The organism is Sinomicrobium weinanense (genome assembly GCF_018863395.1).
Lineage (GTDB): Bacteria > Bacteroidota > Bacteroidia > Flavobacteriales > Flavobacteriaceae > Sinomicrobium > Sinomicrobium weinanense.
On the sequence record NZ_JAHKRR010000003.1, the window covers coordinates 356972 to 376317 of the forward strand.

General features: G+C 39.7%; 17 protein-coding genes. 5 read left to right on the forward strand and 12 right to left on the reverse strand.

Going from position 1 to position 19346, the window contains the following annotated elements; translation table 11 throughout:
* Positions 1-4: 4 nt before the first annotated feature.
* From KN811_RS11080 to KN811_RS11095, 4 genes are all read right to left on the reverse strand, one after another.
* A complete protein-coding gene (locus KN811_RS11080) occupies positions 5-847 on the reverse strand; it encodes a nucleotidyl transferase AbiEii/AbiGii toxin family protein (protein WP_187964575.1) in 843 nt (280 codons plus the stop codon).
* The gene (locus KN811_RS11085) at positions 825-1844 is read right to left on the reverse strand and encodes a type IV toxin-antitoxin system AbiEi family antitoxin (RefSeq protein WP_247716470.1); all 1020 of its coding nucleotides are present in this window, start codon (positions 1842-1844) and stop codon (positions 825-827) included. Before KN811_RS11085 ends, KN811_RS11080 begins: the two co-directional genes overlap by 23 nt.
* 394 nt (positions 1845-2238) lie before the next feature.
* Entirely contained in the window at positions 2239-2616 is a 378-nt protein-coding gene (locus tag KN811_RS11090; RefSeq protein WP_187964576.1) for a hypothetical protein, read from the reverse strand.
* Positions 2617-2773: 157 nt separating this feature from the next.
* Complete coding sequence (locus KN811_RS11095; RefSeq protein ID WP_187964577.1) at positions 2774-3088, reverse strand: hypothetical protein; 315 nt, start codon at positions 3086-3088, stop codon at positions 2774-2776.
* A gap of 477 nt (positions 3089-3565) precedes the next feature.
* On the opposite strand from KN811_RS11095, the gene KN811_RS11100 reads away from it, so the two are divergent.
* Positions 3566-3805: a helix-turn-helix domain-containing protein gene (locus KN811_RS11100; RefSeq protein ID WP_187964578.1), complete on the forward strand. Its 240-nt coding sequence runs from the start codon at positions 3566-3568 to the stop codon at positions 3803-3805.
* 131 nt (positions 3806-3936) lie between these two features.
* Here the strand turns inward: KN811_RS11100 and KN811_RS11105 are convergent, their stop codons facing one another.
* From KN811_RS11105 to KN811_RS11140, 8 genes are all read right to left on the reverse strand, one after another.
* Positions 3937-4371, reverse strand: a complete 435-nt coding sequence (locus KN811_RS11105; RefSeq protein ID WP_187964579.1) for a DUF6730 family protein — start codon at positions 4369-4371, stop codon at positions 3937-3939.
* Between the two features lie 11 nt (positions 4372-4382).
* On the reverse strand, positions 4383-5258 hold the full coding sequence (locus KN811_RS11110) for a relaxase/mobilization nuclease domain-containing protein (protein ID WP_187964580.1): 876 nt from the start codon (positions 5256-5258) through the stop codon (positions 4383-4385).
* Positions 5255-5572 carry a mobilization protein MbpA gene (gene mbpA, locus KN811_RS11115; protein WP_187964581.1) on the reverse strand — a complete coding sequence of 106 codons (318 nt, stop codon included), beginning with the start codon at positions 5570-5572 and terminating at the stop codon, positions 5255-5257. Before mbpA ends, KN811_RS11110 begins: the two co-directional genes overlap by 4 nt.
* A 232-nt stretch (positions 5573-5804) precedes the next feature.
* On the reverse strand, positions 5805-6110 hold the full coding sequence (locus tag KN811_RS11120) for a helix-turn-helix domain-containing protein (RefSeq protein ID WP_247716592.1): 306 nt from the start codon (positions 6108-6110) through the stop codon (positions 5805-5807).
* 142 nt (positions 6111-6252) lie between these two features.
* Complete coding sequence (locus tag KN811_RS11125) at positions 6253-7032, reverse strand: hypothetical protein (RefSeq protein ID WP_187964582.1); 780 nt, start codon at positions 7030-7032, stop codon at positions 6253-6255.
* Positions 7033-7058: 26 nt separating this feature from the next.
* Complete coding sequence (locus KN811_RS11130) at positions 7059-8300, reverse strand: site-specific integrase (protein ID WP_187964583.1); 1242 nt, start codon at positions 8298-8300, stop codon at positions 7059-7061.
* 475 nt (positions 8301-8775) lie between these two features.
* Complete coding sequence (locus KN811_RS11135; RefSeq protein ID WP_187964584.1) at positions 8776-11061, reverse strand: S41 family peptidase; 2286 nt, start codon at positions 11059-11061, stop codon at positions 8776-8778.
* Positions 11062-11340: 279 nt separating this feature from the next.
* Complete coding sequence (locus tag KN811_RS11140; protein ID WP_187964585.1) at positions 11341-11874, reverse strand: RNA polymerase sigma-70 factor; 534 nt, start codon at positions 11872-11874, stop codon at positions 11341-11343.
* A gap of 121 nt (positions 11875-11995) precedes the next feature.
* On the opposite strand from KN811_RS11140, the gene KN811_RS11145 reads away from it, so the two are divergent.
* The 4 genes from KN811_RS11145 (at position 11996) to KN811_RS11160 (ending at position 19168) form a co-directional block, all read left to right on the forward strand.
* On the forward strand, positions 11996-13099 hold the full coding sequence (locus KN811_RS11145; protein ID WP_187964586.1) for a FecR family protein: 1104 nt from the start codon (positions 11996-11998) through the stop codon (positions 13097-13099).
* A gap of 102 nt (positions 13100-13201) precedes the next feature.
* Complete coding sequence (locus KN811_RS11150; RefSeq protein ID WP_187964587.1) at positions 13202-16570, forward strand: TonB-dependent receptor; 3369 nt, start codon at positions 13202-13204, stop codon at positions 16568-16570.
* 5 nt (positions 16571-16575) lie between these two features.
* Positions 16576-17961, forward strand: a complete 1386-nt coding sequence (locus tag KN811_RS11155; protein ID WP_187964588.1) for a RagB/SusD family nutrient uptake outer membrane protein — start codon at positions 16576-16578, stop codon at positions 17959-17961.
* A gap of 10 nt (positions 17962-17971) precedes the next feature.
* A complete protein-coding gene (locus tag KN811_RS11160; protein ID WP_187964589.1) occupies positions 17972-19168 on the forward strand; it encodes a thioredoxin family protein in 1197 nt (398 codons plus the stop codon).
* Positions 19169-19346: the final 178 nt, after the last annotated feature.

Below are 19346 nucleotides of genomic sequence, written 5' to 3' on the forward strand. Positions count from 1 at the left end.
TTTGTTACGTGGTTAGTTGAACGGTTATATTTTTTAAGCTTTTTAAAACCTCATCGTAGTTCATAAGCTTATGAGTTTCTAATATTTGGTTTACAAGGATGCTTTCCTCCTTTTTATCTATTTGATCTATTAGGATTTGATTAATACATGTTTTGGTCTCCGTATGATTTTTCAATATCTGATTCAAATCAATCCCCAGTAATGTGGCTCCTCCCTTTAGTATGGTATGATCTTCGGTATATATTTCTTCAAAATATTCTAAGGATCTGTCTCTGTATATTTCCAGATAGTTATTAAGTATAAAACCAATATCGTCTGCGTCTTTGTTAGTTTTATGGTACCGGTCTTTCCAGGCAACAATTTTTAACAGAAAAACACCCGACAAGGATGCTACTTGTATATCTATTTCATTATCTATCCCCACTTTTAAAGATGTTTCATCTACGGCAGAAAATCCTAAAACAGACATAGCAAATTCCTCATCAGGCGGCCAAAATATTTTACTGTCTTCTTTCATTATCTCTCCAAATGGAACAATATCTACCTGAAAAGAATCGAGATAGAAAAAACGTTGCTTTTGATTAGGATCTTTAGAAAAATTTGGAAGTTTTTCTATTTCTTTTTCTACAAAGTCATACCGACTCCATTCGTTTATGGTTATAGCAATATCCAGATCATGAGTTAAACGACCAGAACTTTCATTATGAATTTCCATAACTATGTCTCTTGCAGTTGCACCAATTACAAAGAAGCGTATTCCTTTATCACTAAAAAATCTTGTTAATTCTTTGAGAATAGGTTTAAGTAATGGATGATTAAAATTGTCACTTGATATTTTGTAGCTCATTATCAAATATCTGATTAGCTATTTCTATGTTTCTGCCATATCCACTATTAATCAAATCTGTATAAATTAATAATACTGGCACAATATTTTCCTCACTATTACTGTTCTTCCAGAATTTATTCAACACTTCTACATTTCCATTTTTATCAGGCACTAGTTTTAGTGATTTTGCTATCTCCGGAAGTTCATTATTACTATAAATTGTATAATTTTCAGGTCTTAGGTTTTTACTAAGTATGGCTCCTCCTGGTTCGCCACCCCATAAAATTTCTCCATTAAATTGGGTTAAGTCTATGTTTTTCCAATTTTTTGAAGATTCATTATCAATAAATTTCATTTTATTTCTCAAAATACGTGGTCTTAATACAGTAGAATACTCAACTAACCACCTTTCAAGAAGATCTTTTTTATTTTTTAGAACTCTTTTTTCTTTTGTTCTAAGCAAATAGTTAAGCTCCTCAAGCTCAGACATCACATTGCTAACAGAACCAATAGAAACATCAACACAATATGCTATTTCTCTATAAGAATGTTGTAAGTTAATCGGGTTACTCAACAGATGAAATATGATCTTTATTCCTGCTTCCTGAAATGCTCGTGATTGGTTGGTTTTATGTCTTACTCTTCTTTTTTGCCCCTCAATATAAATTATCAAATCATTATTTTTAATAAATGTGTTCCCTGCCACATCTATATAATTAAATGCTCTATTTTTCAATTCATTAGCAGCATTTTTAGATATATAATCTGAAATTAAAACTATTGGCCTATTACTGCTTTTTTTTAATTCTTCCAATTGAGACAACACCAACCCTTGATTCGAAGTTCGCATAGAAGCCTTTGCTTCAACAATAAATTGTATATCTCCAATACTTAATATTGCGTCATATCTACCTCTGGAACTTTCAATATCAATAGGAATATTGATTAATTTTTCCAGGTTAGACACTGCTTCATATATAAAATCATTATTTCGATACATTATTTTTTTGTTCATTTTTTTTATTTGTTCAGTGACAATGAACATTCAAATTTATTGAACAAAAATTTGATAAACAAATTTACCGAGTTAAATTTCTCAACTTTATGAACATATTCATTATTTCCTGTAACAGTTCATTATTTTGTATCTCAAACTTTGCTCCACCAATGTAAATTCATTCTCAAAATAAATTTTACGGCTTTCCGTAATGCCAAAAAAAACCCGGCCTCCGTAAAAAACAGAAGCCGGGAAGCGGTCCACAGAAAACCTAAAAAGAGAAGATCAACAAATAAAGATGATAACCAGGACGGTCACCACTAAAGCACCTGCTATCATACCAAACAAGAAGCAGGTAAAAGGCAATCGAAGCCAATCCGTTGCCTTTAGGTTTTTGAGATTGTCGTTATGGTCAGGAGAGATCGGCATCACTATTTTTATCTCCGTTTTTTCTTTTTTGCTCCGCTTTTTCTTTCATATAGATAAAAGCGCAGTGAGTTTCATTTAAAAACATACTTTCGGAAACGGGCAACATCCGAAGTGTTAACCGGAGTATATTGTTGATACTGTTATTCATATCGTCCTCCATAAGTTCTCCGGAAGTAGCTTCTTTCTCTGTGGCAATAATGCAAAGGTTAAGCAGGTCGGCAATTGTACACGTCAGATCGACATACCCGGACAAATAAATTTTCATTTCGAAATCATCTGTTTCAGCATTATACTTTAACGTGTTAAAATGTTTATAAGCTCTCTCTTGCAGCTTGTCGAATACTTTGGTTTTCCATTCCATAATATTTATCTATGTTTAGTGATTATTCCTTTTCTGATTGACCAGGTGTATTTTTGAATTCGGGGCAAACCACGAGTTGTTTTTCTTCCAAACTCGTGGCTTACACTTTAATATTACCGAATCCCCGGGCGTGAGCTTTTGGGGTTATAGTTAAGGATCATTTATTTATCAGTCGGGCTACCTTCGATTCCGGGACAAACGCTTTTACCTTTTCCCGGAATGCCATACGCTCCCATACCGTACAACCATCTTGGGAGCATACTTTTTCAAAATCGTCGAGACGAGATATTATAAATGAAGTTATATCATCGGGGACATTTACTGCTTTGATCTTATTACGCCTTCTATTCATCCTTAGTAGCAAATACTTAGCATTAGCATAGTCTTTGGAGAAAATAGCCCATTCGAAGTATCTTATAATGGCGATAGGTTCCTGGCTATCTATTAGTTTTTTGATCTCTATACTCTTCATTGGCAAGTATTTTAGGTTAATGAAAAGGTGTAGAGGTAGTAGATGAATAAGGGAAGTATTTAAAAGAAAGGAAAAGGCGTCCCTCTTCCTTTCCATACTACCCCACATAACAGGACACATGGCCCCGTTATTCTGTAATTGGCGAAAACTCCAAAAGATTTTTTATAGATAGCTTTACTTTAGAGAAGAAGAGTTACAAAAAATAGGCGTGGAACTCAACTTACCACATCAGGGGTACTGGCATACCCGTACACGAATAAGTGAGCCCACGCCCGGGTCGTAGGCCATTTCACTTATGATCTCGTGTACTTGAAAAGTGCCAGTTTTCTGATATGAGACTCTAAGCGAATAGCTTCTAATATTTTTCTATAAGAAGTGTCGCAAATATATGTTAATCTGAAACGAATATATAAAAATATTTTAAAATAACACATATATGTGTTGAAGTTTTTTTGAAATAATGACAACTTTTATGGAATGAAAAACGATGACTTAGACAGCTTACTTGTAAATATTGGCAAAATAGTTAAGCATCTCCGGACAGAAGAAGGCATTTCCCAGCTTGCTTTAGGCAATCATGTGGGACTATCTGCTAATCAGGTTGGTCGTATAGAGAGAGCAGAAGGAAACCCTACTGTTAAAACCCTTTTTGGTATTGCCAAACATTATAATATAGATATAAAGGAATTTTTCAATGAGCCGATTACTAAAAAGTAGCTTATAATGTATGGATATTATAACGGTAATAGGTAAAAGTGCTTTGTTGATGGCTGTTTAGCCCATGCCATAGGGGAAGGCTATACCCTCAAAGCCCCATATTCTTACCGAACTAATACTATTTTGCGCGGTTATTTTTCTTCGTTGAGCCAGTTTTCATACAAGGCTTTAGCCTCCGGATTTTCTTCCATGAATACCTTGTAATACCTAATGACACGTTCATATTTTTCTTCCCAGGATTTCCGTTTCTCACGAAGGTGTACCGTATAAATTAATGAAACTAAAGTGAGTGCATATACCACAATAAAAGAAATCACCAACCAACGGGGAAGCCAGTAAGTACCCTTTACCTCTTTATATACCTCCGTTAAATTCTCGTTGTGACGGGATTGTATTTCCCGGTACTCATTAAGGTGTTGTTTTAATAGATGTTCTACTTCCGTAGCATCTGCCTTAATTTTTATATCCCCCAAGTGTTCCGACAGCTTTTGCAGTCTTTCAATGGAGATATTAAACCCGTGGATTTCCTCGGTTAACAGTTCTGCAATTTCTTCTACCTTAGCCATGATGTTTGTGTTTAATATCCTATTTCAAAACCTGTATCTATAACCCTTTTAGCCGCTTGTTTGGCTAACTCTGTGGTGATTTTTGCGGCCATATTTCCGCTAAGTTCTACGGCTTTACCCATTAGATTGACCTGGTTATCTTGTATCAGCTTTTGGCCAAACCGTTGGTTACGGGATAATACTGCTCCTAACTTCGCCCCGGACATCTCCCGGTGAACTTCACTACCTTTCAGGTTATGATTCTTGTATTGAAACCGAAAACCTTGCAACTGGTTCTGTTTGTTTATAGTGGGGATTACCGAAACTCGTTGCCGCTTCATCAGGGAAATGTACTCATCAAAACTTTTCGGTTTGTATTCCTGTATGATCCTGTCATGTATCTGTTTGATCTCGTTTCGGACGTGTTTCAGGGATTGATCTCTGTGTTGCTGTACTTCTCTGACTGTGGTAAGCTGTAATCGTTGCGCCGTTCTTTCGGCAGCCTTCTGGCTACGTTTGCCAATATAGCTATCCTTATAAGCCTTACCCTGAAAATCAATTCTATTGACGTATAAATGAATATGGGTATGGGCTTTATCCCGATGCACAAAAGCAATGGCCTGCCGTTCTCCCAATTCCATTTCTTTCATAAAGGTATCGGTAAGTTCTTCCAGGTCTTCCCGGCTTAGGGTTCGGCCATCCTCGATAGTCGGGCTAAGTACAAAACTCAACGTATTCTTTTCGCAACGGACATTCATCTGCTGTATCATCTGAAATTCTTTGGTCACTTCTTTGGGGTTGTCTCCGCAAAGGTTTTGGGTATAGACGATCTCGGCATTTTTTTCCTGATTCCATCCGTATTGCATGGAAGCCCGGGTATGCGCTATGGATTTACCTTTACCGATCATTTTTTAAAATTATACAGGTGTGTTTTTATTTCCTGAACTAACTGGGCTACTTCATCGGCAAGTTTTGGATTTCGTTTGTGGAACATATTCCTGATCCGTTGAAAGTTGTTGTGGTACTGTACCAACATTTTATAAGCGTCCAGTTGTTCTTCGGTGATCCGCTCCACAATCCGGTCTTCCATAACGGCCCTCCGGCAATAAGCGCTCATACTCAAACTGGCCCTTTTGGCTTTGATGCGCAGCAGCTTCTTTTCGTACTGTGTGCAGCGAAATTTGATATACGTACTTTTGTTATGTTTGCTTTTTCGTACCAACGGAGCGTATGAAATAAATAGATTCGGCTTGTCTTCTTGTACTATCTAAAATTTTTCTTTTGCGACCTCCGGGAGCAAAAGCGAGATTGTTTTTGTGGTAACAAAAACACATCTCGAAATTCTTACTCAGCCGGATAGTTGCTGCTGAGTTTCCTTCTATTGGTTGACATTCCAATATACCCGACCAATGCGAAGAATGGAATAATATGACAACTCTTCTCTTGGCATGGTATTATTTCCTGCTGGGTTTGATCAAACCGGGATTTTTACGGGCCGCTTCTAAAAATTCTGTTTTCGAAAAGAAAACAGGCCGGCCTACTTGAAAATAAGATATTAATCCCTTCTTCTTCCAGCTAATCAAAGTCGTTACCGATATACCCAAAAATTTGGCAGCTTCTTTTTGGGTTAGCCGGTCCTCTTCCGGACTGATAGGAGTATTAGAAATCATTTCTGTCTTTCGGATCTCTTCCACAACCATCCGTATCACCCTCTTCAGATCTTCCTTATTGTGGGTATAAAACAATACATTGCTCATCATCGAACTGTTTTAAGGTTAAACTTCCGTTTCAACAGTTCAAAGTTGGCTTAAAAAGGAGAAGGCTCGTTAAATATTCGCCTAATCGGAAATACAAGGAATTGAAAATAAGACAAGTGTACTCAACAATAAAGCGTTTTTATCTTTATCGCTTTCTTTTAATCCGGTTAAGGAAGGTCCGGATATTGGGAGTATTTTTATAGTGCTCTGAAAATTTATTCTCACTGGGAATTTTTTCTATGGAATTTCCCAACCAGGGATAAATGGTATTGAGAAAGGCGGAAACATCCGAAAATGAATTGGTGATAATTTCCTCTTTACACAAAACCCAAAACAATTCAATAAAGTTGGTTTTATCATCTATGGGAGGGGCTTCAAAAGGACCTTTTATTTTCCGAAGGCGTTGATGCTTTTTTTCGGTTTCAAAGTGCATGTAAACGAAATACCGGATTTCGTTCTCGTATTGATGATTATAATAGTCATTTAAATAGTTGACCATGTCTTTCTGCCCTACTCCTTCCTTTCCGTGGTGCCCCTGTGGCCTTAGTTTTAATTTTATGGACGTGTGCAGTGGAGCTGTGATAAAAATAGAAGGTTCCGGTGTGTTTTTGGTTTCCGGGGTCATTTCTTTATCGGTTATTTCCTCAAAATTTATCACCTCCCAATTACCATTAACATTTTTTATCCGTTTTCGTTTGAAGAAAAAGTATAATGCCGTAGTAGCCACCACTAAAAAAATAAAATACAAAACAGTTGCAATAATCCGGTCAGTGGTATCGTAGGCATCATCTAACAGGTATGTTACTTCTACAAAAGTAAATGCACAGAATAAAACGATAAAAAACATGGCAAATAGATTGGTTCTGAAAAAATGGCGTATTGTCCGGACCAAACCATTAAAGGCATTATCCGCCTTTATCATCAATACCCCTATATTTTTAAAAATCCGGTTCATACTTTGTTCCAGGTACTGTCCATTTCCCTCTGCTTAAAATCATCCGCTATTTTCACATAACGTTTAAAAGAACTTTCTTTTTTATGCCCTGTTATATCCCGGACAATCATTTCTTTCATTCCCAAAATAAGGCTATTGGTAACAAAAGTCTTTCGTGCAGTATGGCTTGTAATCAACTCGTGCTTCGGAAAGGTTTTATCAATACGTTTTTGGCCGATATACCGGGTAATGGTTGTGGGAGTGTTTATTTCTACTTCTTCACAACATTCTTTTATGTATTTATTGAACTTTTGTCCGGAAATTACCGGAAGAGGTTCATAAACGGTGTCCCTGTATTTATCTAATATGGCTTTGGAGTACACATTTAGCGGTATTTTATGATCTATGGTTCTCGTCTTTTGCACATTAATACGGATGTGATTGTCAAATATATTGGATGTCCTTAGTTGTTTTATATCGCTGTATCGCAATCCGGTAAAACAACCAAAGCAATATACATCCCTTACATGCTCCAAACGTTTGGATTCAAAGTCATGGTTATACAATGTCATTAATTCATCCATTGTTAAATAAATGACTTCCGTTTCATCTTCCTGCCGTTTAAATCTCTGATAAGCCAGGTTCTCGTGATAACCCCTTTCATAGGCCCAGTTCATAAAAGTTTTGAGCACCGATATAATCTTGAAAAAATAGTTATTCCTCGCTTCTCTTTCTTCAAAGGCATAATCCCTTAGTTTCTCATAAAACTCCCTGTCGATACTTTCAAAATGCAGCTTATCACCTGTAAACGCTTCAAAAGCGGTTAAAAAGTTCTTGTTTGTCACATAGCCTTTTATGGTTCTTTCGGATTTTGTAGTCTTATTAATGTCAATGAACTCCTGAAAAGAAGTAAAAAAATCATGAGAAAAATTTACGTTGGCCCATCCATCATTTTCGATCTTCTCCATGATAAATTCTTTGGAAGGGCTTAAACCATTCAAATGAATATACCGGTATAAGTCGGCAAATTTCGTTTTGATCTCTTCTATTTTCTTGTTGTATTCCAAATGGAAATTATACGCTTCAGATTTATAAGGTGCTTTGATCTTTTCCTCTTTATCTTTCCAGTGAGAAGGAAGACATTTTACCCCTTTAACCTGCTTTCTTATTCTTTGTCCATTCAAGGTTATGGTGTAATAAACGGGAACAAATCCCTTTTTATCTATCTTGTTCTTAACGATATGAAATGAAACTTGCATAATAATTCCAATTGATTTAACTGCACAAAAGAGGTGGCAAAAAAGGTGGCAAAATTTGGAAAAAACTTAAAAAAAGTAGATTCAAGTAAATTTCACCCATCTCAAATATAATGATTTACAGCAAGTTATGAGAGTTTGAAAACAGAAAAAATTTACGGTATTCCCACCCGAGGTACAAAAAAACCTGTAAAATGTTGATTTTACAGGTTTTTTGTTTTTAGAAAATTCTATCTGACGCCTGATCATAGTTATTCATATTGAATACGTGCCATCAAACATCTTTCTTAAGGAGTAATTAGCTTGAAAAATCTGATATGCGTTTTCAACTAATTCCTGTTTCATAGTACCATCCCCAACAATTAAGAGTACAGCTGTTTGATTGACTATAAATTCTTTTCATAACAAAAATTAAAATCCATCGGGCATTACTATCAAAGTGAAAGTCAAACCTTTGCTCGGTTTACGGCAGATATTATTAATTATTTTTTTTCTGTAAATATTGAATAGCAAAATCCAGGAATTCATCTTTATTTTCTTTTAAACCATGAATCGTTTCTTCCCGTTCAATATCCGGGAGTATGCCTCTTGCAAAGACTTTTTCGCCATTTGGTTGTACCAGATATAAACCCGTCCATACAAATTTCAATCCCCCCAATAGAGAGCTCACATTAAAATTTCCATTGGCTCCGGCAGTAGGCTGGCCGATAATTGTACCCAATTTATAACTTTTGACATAACCCAATAAACTTTCGGAATAGCTAATGGCTTTACCATTAGTTAAAAAAACAATATTTTTTTGACCCAAATAAGGCTTTTTGGGTTCAAGGCGCCGACCTGCTTTTATATAACCGGCAACATTATCCTGATCTGGATAGATATATTTGGGCAGCCTCATCCACGAAGATGCAGTATCTTTTTCCTTGATTAAATACGAAATAACATCCCAGGTGAGATCCGGATATGGATATCCTCTCAGGTCAAATATCAGATTTTTGGCCTTAATAAATTTCGGAATTAAATTATTAAAAGTCTTGATATCGTTCATTGTAAGGTTTATATATTTTGTGTCATTTGAAATATTCCTATATGCAGGCCTGTACCAATTTTTTCGCTTCCCATCATTATGAATTGTATCGGTATATGAAAGAGGAACCGCTTTATCATTTACCTTGACAGTGATCTCTTCACCCGGCTTTCCAATAACCGATTCTTTCCTTAGCCTAACATTGAGCCAGCCTTTTGTTCCCGCAGATATTTTTGACCGGAACTTGTCTAAAAAAACATCGGGATCTTCTCCATTGATCCTAACCACAACATCACCTACATTCACAGGCAATTTTTTATCCAAAACATTTGTAATCACCAGTTTGCCCTCCAAAATATCCCAGGCAACAGGGAGTCTTCCTTTTTCCTTATCATACCCTTCAATTCTGGCATGTCCGTCCTGCAGCCTGGATATCATCTTTTCAAGAGTTTCCACATGCTCGGCAAAAGTCTGGTCTTTATAGGATTTTGAAATAGCTTTTCTAAGCTCTTTTTCCCAATCTATATTTAATTCTTTTAAATAAGGGTGAAAATGCTCAACAATATTGTACACCTTTATGACATTGGCTATTCTGAAATCCAATCCGCTTGTATCAATTTTAGTTTTGTTAAGTTTTTCCTTGAATTGAGCAATGCCACTATTCGGAACTAACGGAAGGGTTTTTCCATGCTCCAGACAAAGGGTTACGGGAAGCCTGCAATAAGTTGCATCGCCAATTTTTTTGGTAAGTACCTCATTTGGTTTCGGAGTTTCTTCAAATAATTTACCTTCAACTTTTTCAGTAACAGAATCTGTAAATTTTAAGGCTATGGCTGTATTTTCTTTGCCGGTTTGCTTCTTTTCAGGCAAGAATGCATATCCGCTTCCCTCGCGTTCCCAATCCGTAGTTAAGTCCATTGGGCTACCTTTACTGAGGATAGGTTTTTCAGAATTTGTATTTGGTTTTCCCTGTGAAATAGAATAGCTATCTATAAACAGTGTTCCTTTATCCTTAAGGGAAAAACCAAAAGCAATTTTATTTGCCGAAGAATCTACCTTTGCCCTGATCGTATATTCCGCCCATTCATTATTTTTTATAGGCTTCCTGGACATGGCATTGTAAAATGAGGTCCCTCCGTCTTTATCCGTAATCTTCAATATCAAATGCCCGGTTCCCCTCGAATAGTCTTTTAGCCGGACTCTCCCCCTAAACACTATTTCACGGCCAAGGTAGTCTTTAGCATCAAAATTTTTCAGAATTTTACCCAGATGAGAGGCTTCACTTTTTTTGGTAACAGCATTGACCCTGACGCTATAGTATATTTCACTGAGATCGTTCGCATCCATTCCAAGCCCCTGATGCTGCCAATACGCCCATTTGCCACAAGAATCGGTAGTACTGATATTCTCAATCGGTTGTTTTTTATTACCAAACAAGACCGTTGGGGCAATGGCACTATACATATTTTTTAATACGGAATTGATAGCGTATTTGCCGGTATTCTCGCGTACTTGTTTTGTGCCGTATACCGAAAACAGGCCCCAATCGATATTTGCAGCGTTGTCACTGGGATGAAAATATTTTACCAGTCCATATGATTTTGCAAATATCACCAGGTTATTAATTTCCTTTTCGTGTTCAGAATTATTGGAATCAGTGCCATTCGCGCAGCTTATAATAAATACTGAGACAATAACCGAAGTAATAAAAATCCCAAATGTTTTATTTATTACCATTATACTTTTTTCTCATCAATCCAAAACGCTACTTACGGTATAGTTTTTAGAGACTGTTTAAATTTAGACATAAAATTGAGCAAAAAAGACAGCAAATCACTGACATCCCATAAAATAAACTGAAAAATAAAAGCAATCAGATGACTTTAGTCATAACCAATGCCCGACAAATTAAACATTTTATAAGAAAATAAAACATTTGATAAATGAAATTTTTGACTGAATGCACGCTTTTCGAAAAGATCAAATTAAGTACAAAAACCGGTTTGAAGCCCCGGGTCATTTTTTAAATCCTTCTCTCAGCTTTTTCATGGCGATACACATTTGTGCCTCAACGGTCTTTACAGAAATGTTCAAGCGTTCTGCTATTTCTCTGTATTTCAACCTCTCCTGTTTGCTCAACAATAATATTTCCCTGCATCTGGGCGGTAATTCCCCGATCAGGGATTGCATTTTTTCTATGTTGTCGTCAATATTTTCAAAAGCACCCTGATCATCTTCCTCATCTTCTGACCGGACATACCAGTACTCCCGGTATGAGTTTTGCTCCTTTACTTTTTTATGATAATCGTCAACAAAAGAATTATAAGCCATACTGAACAAATATTTTTTGATCGACGTATGGATCTTAAGCGTTTTCCGTTTGGACCATAAATCAACAAAACAACTCTGGGCTATATCTTCGGACAGGGTTAAATTATTGCTTAGCTTTACCAAATAGGCCAGTACTATTTTGTAGTATATACGAAATATCTCGCAGAGCGCTTTCTTATTTCCTCTTTTAAGCTCCGATAAAAGGTAATCATCTTCCATTTATCCCTGATCTGTCTTAATTCTTTGCGATTATAATACAAATTTTAAAAAAAAGTAAAATAATGCTTAGGGGATTTTAAATATTTTACCGTCCCGGAATTAAACCGATCAGACAATCGCATTGGAAAATTTAATTGTAAAATATCTCAACAACGAAATTTCACCGGAAGAACTGGCCGAGCTGAAAGAAAAACTAAAGGACCCCGGTTTTAAGCAATTATTCGAAGAATACAGGAAGGTCAACAGTCTTGCTGAACTCAGTATCGGAAATATCAAAACGGATGAAAAGTTAAAAGCACTGGAAAAAGCTATCGGGGACCGCCCGAACAGGGTAGTTCGGTTTTCCCGTCAATACTTCAGATACGCTGCTGTTTTTATATTGGCCATTGCCGTGGTTTCGGTATTATCGCTGATCTTTAAGAAAGGAGGTTTACCCGATGGAGACCGCAATCCAGCCATTACCCTAAAGCTGGAAGATGGTACGGTAAAAAAAATAACAGATGACAAACCCGTAATTACGGTCGATACCTATACCCGGACAAAGGATATCAATCCGGAAACAACAAAGACCAATAAGACCACTACGCCCCTTAATGAGCTTTCCGTACCCTATGGAAAAAGGGTGCGGGTGAAATTACCGGACGGTTCTGAAGTATCCCTGAATGCAGGCAGTAAGCTGAAATACCCTTCTACTTTTAAAGAAAAAGGCCAGCGAAATGTATACCTCGAAGGGGAAGGATATTTTTCGGTAATCAGAAACGAAAAGGTTCCCTTTGTAGTCCATACTCCGAAAATGGACATAGAGGTTCTGGGGACTAAATTCAATGTTTCGTCCTTTTCAAATGATGACCGGACAACCGCGGTGCTGGTAGAAGGAAGTGTTGCCGTTCGCGAAACAGTTACCCGAAAATCGGTGGTCATAAAGCCCGGTCAGGCTGCAATCGCAGAAGATAACGGTATCTCAGTGAAAAAAGTGGAAGTCAGCAAATATGTTGCCTGGACCAGGGGTGAATTACTGTTTATCGATGACACCTTTGAAGACATCCTGAAAAAACTGGAACGTCATTATAACGTATCCATTACCAATAAAGCCCCTTCCTTAAACCAGGTACGTTACAGTGGCAGGTTTGATACCGAAAGTATTGATCAGGTACTGGAAGCCTTTAAGATCAATACCGATTTTGAATACTATATCGAAAAAAATCGCATAATCATAAAAAACTAAAGGTCCTATGATGTAAAACCATTCCATAAAAAAGGGAAACGCGCCAACGTTTCCCCCGCTATCTTAAACAGATTTAAAATAGACTTAAACCATTCCAAAATTATGAAAAAAACACCAATCCCGGGATTCGTGCGCCCGGGAATTACCAAAACCGGCCTGAAGATGAAACTTTCTTTACTGCTGTGTACCATATGCCTGCTCCAGGTCCAGGCCCGCTCCTATTCACAAAAATCAAAAATTTCACTACGTGTGGAGCAGGTAGAGATCAGGGAAGTTTTCCGGGAAATTGAAAAGCAGTCAGACTTCAAAATACTCTACAAAACCAAAGATGTACAAGGCCTGGACGCTGTAACACTGAAGGTGAGCAATGCATCGGCAGAGACCATATTGCAACTCGTACTGGAAAAAACATCACTGGCTTACCGGTTGGTCGACAAACAAATTGTCATTTACCGGAAGACGCAAAGCTCCTCCGAAAAACCAGCGCCGAAGCCGGTTGTCCAGGATAAAACAGACATTTCCGGAGTGGTGACCGATCCCAACGGAATGCCGCTTCCCGGGGCAACGGTCATCGTCAGGGAAACCGGGGAGGGTACCACTACAAACACCGACGGCCTCTATTCTATCAAGGTCCGGGACGACCACACCCTGGTTTTCAGCTTTGTCGGAATGGAGACCCGGGAGGTCAGTATAAACGGCAGGCATGAAATAGATATTACACTGAAAGAAGACACACAATCCCTTGAAGAAATCGTATTGGTGGGATACGGCACCCAAAAAAGAAAAGACATCACCGGTTCTGTTTCCAAAATTAATGCCTCGGATATTCAGAAACTGGCACCGGCCAATTTTGACAACGCCCTGGTAGGGCGTGCCCCGGGAGTGTATGTCGTGCCCTCATCGGGAGCACCGGGAGCCGCGGCCTCCATCCGGATCAGGGGGATCACTTCTGTACTTGGAAATAACGAACCGCTGTATGTTATAGACGGGGTCCCCATTGAAATAAGCCAGGGACAGGGCAATGCCTTTTATTCGGAGAGCTTCTCCAATTCCATATCTCCCCTGGCCTCCATAAACCCGCAGGACATCGAGAGTATCGATATTCTTAAAGATGCCTCGGCAACAGCGATCTACGGGTCCAGAGGGGCCAACGGGGTCGTTATTGTCAACACCAAACAGGGGAGTTATTCCTCGGTACCCAGTATCAGCTTTAACACCATTACCAGCATTTCGGAGTTTACCAACAAATACTCCATGCTCGACAGCCGGGGGTTTCACCGTGTCATAGAAACAGCCTATAAAAATGCGGAGCAGGAACTGCCCGATGAAAACGAGCTTTTTCCCTACGGCCGCGACATTAATACAGACTGGCAAAACGAGACGGACCAGGCTGCCGTCAACACCAATTATTACCTCAATATCAACGGGGGCTCCATGAATGGAGGGACCCTTTATTCGGTTTCCGCAGGGATCACAGACCAGAAAGGGGCCATTTACAACACCTCGTTCAGGCGTAATAACATCAGGGGCAAATTAGAGACCAAGGCTTCCGAGAAACTGAGGGTGGGGGTTAATTTTAATTACAGCGACTCCAAAAACAAGGGGAGTAACTCCACTTTTTATTACCAGACCATACGTTACAGGCCGGACATCCCCATATTTGACGGAAATGGAAATTATGCCGTAGCCACCGATAGCGTGCAGTCCAATCCCTATGCCAAAGTGCGCTATCCTTCCTATGTAGACACCAAAAACCTGTTGGTCTCCCTGTTCGGGGAATACCAGCTTGCCAATGGCCTGGTCTTTAAATCCATGTATTCCTACACCAAGGGAGACAACAAGAGTTTCAGGTACACGCCCAGCTACGATATTTTTGAGATCAGGAACAATCGCAAAGGGACCTTAAACCAGACAGATTCTGATTTTTCCTCCAGGATCTTCGACAATACCTTAACGTACAACAGGCGCCTGGACCAACACAGTATAAATGCCGTTGTCGGGGCTTCTTACACACAAAACAAGAGTAATTCCCAAACGATCAGAGCTACTGATTTCCCGGACGATTTTGTCATGGTAACACCAGGATCTGCTTCCAGTCAGACCCTTGAAAGCGGGGGGACCATAAGCGGGCTTTCTTCCTATTTTGTCAGGGCCAATTATAATTTCGACGATATTTATTACCTGACCTTTACCGGCCGGGCCGATAAATCGACCAAGTTCGGCCCGGAGAACAGATGGGGCTATTTTCCTTCGGGAGCCATAGCCTGGCGAATATCGAGGATGCCCTTTATAGAAAACGCCGGTTCCGTAGACGATATTAAACTGAGGGCTTCCTACGGAAAGACCGGTTCGGCCAACTTCTCCGATTTTCAGTACGACACTTTCTTCAAGTCCGGAAGTTTTTACGATAATCACAATGGGGTGGTATCCAATACCATTCCCAACCCGGACATCAAATGGGAAACCACCAACCAGTTAGACATAGCGGTAGACTATTCCCTGTTTGACAGAAGGGTCAACGGCAGCTTAGGTTATTTTAACAAAAAGACATCAGACCAGATCCTGTCCAGGGATGTTACCCTCGAAACTGGCGGAAGCAGCCAGTTTGCCAACATAGGTGACTTTCAGAATAAGGGCTTCGAGTTTCAGCTCAGTGTGGATATATTCCGGGAAAGCAGGTTTCAGTGGACCTCGGAAATTAACCTGTCCAGCATAAGCAGTAAAGTGTTAAAACTGAACGGAGGCTACTACCGCAACCTAACGGAAGGAGAATCCGTAAGCTACTTTTCGGGATACCGGGTAGAAGGTATTTTCCGGACACAGGATGAAATAGACCGCCTGAACACGGCCTCTCCCACAGACGTATATCAATCCGGGCAGACCGCGCCGGGCGATTTTAAATACAGCGACGTTAACGGGGACGGATTTATAGGTACGGATGATATTGATGTTATCGGCAATGCAGAACCCGATTTCTTCGGTGGATGGAATAACATTATAAGGTTCGGTAACCTGGAATTATCCACGCTGTTCAATTTTAGTGTGGGGAATTACCTGTTCAACGCCAATAAAAGGGATTTGTTGATCTTCAATAACTACGGATACAATTATTCCGACGACATCGTAAATGCCTGGAACGCAGACAATGCAAACAGCAGTGTTCCGAGATTAGTGGCCGGAGACCCCAATAACAACAGGCGGGACTCGGATTTCTTTATCGAGAACGCCTCTTTCTTTAAGTTAAAGAACATTCACCTGACCTATAAATTCGATCCGGGAGTACTGAAAAAGCTCTTTATACAAAAAGCCAGTATTTCCCTGTCTGCCAGTAATGTTTTTGTGATCACTTCTTACAGCGGCCTGGACCCCGAGGTAAATTACAATGCTGCGAATAATTTCAGCCAGGGATATGACAGTGCTGCCTACCCGATAGTAAGGACATTTACATTAGGGCTCAACTTAAACTTATAATTACTATGAGAACAATTAAAAACACCATATACCGCCTATCCGCAGCCGCTACCCTATCACTGCTCTTTGCTTCATGTGAAATCACCGATGTTACGGATGTAGAACCGGTATACCAGGTTTCCGAAGACAAGGTGATCACCAATATAGAACAGGCACAAACGGCCCTGTACGGAGTTTATGGCACCCTGGTTTCAGGCGCGGAATACATCAGTTATATGCCTGCCCTGACCTCCATGATGGGAACCACGATGCAGCCCGGGAGCTTTGGTGGCGGCGCGGAAAATGCATTTTTTATAAATGAGGTCACCCCGGACAATTATTATCTGGAATTTATATATACCAAAATGTATTTTCTCATCAACAATGCAAACCATGTGATCTCCAAGACAGAAATGCTGAATACGAACGATCCGCGAAAAAAGGAGATCATTGCAGAAGCCAGGTTTTTAAGGGCGCAGTCTCATTTTTATCTCTTGCGCTTATGGGGCGAATTTTTTGATGAAAGTTCAGCATACGGTATTGTTATCAAAAAAGAACCCATAAGCAATGCGGCCCCCCAGGCCCGTGCCACCGTAGCAGAATCGTATGCGTCTATCATAGAAGACCTCGACTATACCATAGCCAATGCACCGGCCTTTACAAATACTTTTTACGCCTCGAACCTGGCGGCCAGGGCGCTAAAGAGTAAAGTACTGTTATATAAAAAGGATTATGCAGCAGCAGCCGCACTTGCCTCCGAGGTCATTCAGTCCGGTGAAAGGCAACTGGAAGAACATTTCGGGGATATTTTTACCAAAAAGATCGAGGACCCCTATGAAGTGATCTTTCAAACACCTTTTGACGACCTGAACAACAGGAACAACAAGGCTTTTATGTTCAGGAGCTATTTCGGCCTGTCTGACGATTATGTTTCCCTGATGGAAACGGATGCCCGTTACGAAGCAGCTGTCGCTTTTACGGAATCGGGAAGTGCACGCAACAACAAATTCAACAATTCGGTCTATAACGGGACCCCACTTACGGCAGACACCGAATATTTTATAAGGCTCGATGAAATTTACCTGATCTATGCCGAGGCCGTTCTCCGGGGCAATGATAATCTCAATGAAGCAAAAGAAGCCCTGAACGTTATCCGGGAACGCAGCAAAAACCCATTGAACACCATTACGGAAAAAAACGAACTCCTGGAAGCCATCCGGGCCGAAAAGGTCCTGGAACTGGGAGCGGAAAGCGGTGAAGAATGGTTTGACCTGGTTCGGTATCACAAGGAGGGCGACATCGATATCAACAGTTTCAAAGAACTCTCTTCCGAAACCAGGTTAATCCTTCCCTTCCCTGTACAGACCGTAGAATTATCGGAAGGGATCATAAAACAAAACCAAGGATATTAATACCATGAACATGAAAAAAATATATGTATATCTCTGCCTGAGCCTCTTTATACTATCCTGTAAGGAAGAAAAAAAGAAAGACCATACCGAAATCCACTTTACCGAAGGCTCATTTGAAGATATTCTCGCCCGGGGAAAACAGGAAGAAAAGCTCATATTCATAGATTGTTATACCTCCTGGTGCGCTCCCTGTAAATGGATGGAGAAGAATGTCTTTGTCAAAAAGTCCGTATATGATTTTTACAACGAATCCTTTATCAATTACAAGATCGATATGGAAAAAGGCGAAGGTCCGGAACTGGCCAGGCGGTATCAGGTAAATTCATTCCCTACCTACCTGTTCCTGAACGGCGATGGCGAACTTGTGCACCTCGCAAAATCCAAAATGGAAGCCGATAAGTTTATAAACGAAGGAAAAAAGGCTATGGACCCGGAACAGGCCTTCGGAACCCTTACCCGGAAATACCTCGACAATGAAATGAACAATGAACAAATGGCCCGTTATGCCATTCAGCTCAACAAATTAAGGGATCCCAGGGCCGGGGATGTACGTGATAAGCTGCTGAAAAAAGTGGACAGCGCATGGCTGAAGTCTGAATACGGCTGGAAACTGACCGAAAGTTTTGTTTACGACGACCAATCCGAATTGTTCCATTTTATGGATTCGCACAAAGAATACTTTATGGACCGTTTCGGAAAAGATGCCGTATATGAGGTCTACCAACGTGCCCTGCAAAGAAAACTGTACCAATCCTCAAAAGAGAACAATGCAGAACAATTCTTTGAACAACTCGATTCGTTAAAAACACTCACCTCCAACCCCAGGGACATTGCAATCCTCCATTGCCAGTTCTACCTGAACAATGTTGATGAAGAGAAATTTATAAGCACTTCTGACGATTACCTGAAAAACCATTTACAGGACGACGAGGAAACCATTGCCTTCATAGCCCGGTCGGCTTATAACTACCGGAAGGAAAACCCGAAAATACTGAACCAGGCTGCGCATCTTATAGAAATAGCCTATGAAATGGCACCTGACAATTACGGTATTGTAAGCACCTATGCCCAGATCCTGGGACATGCCGGACAAAAGGAAAAGGCCCTGGCCGCCGCCCGGAAGGCCGTTAAAATAGCTGATACCATCAGCAGCAAGATCAAAAAACTGGCCGAAAAAAACTTAAAGGAAATCCAGGAATCAAACTGACCTTTAACCGCATCCCCGGAAACTTTTAATTGGTAAGCCACCTCCCTTAACCCCAATGTCATTTAGTTAAGGACACGGATAATAAATGTATCAACCCTTCGGGGTTTAGAATCTCTTTAATGCCTTTGGTTCTATAAAAATGCAGCCTTTCAGGCTTTTTTAATCCTGAAGGGATGAC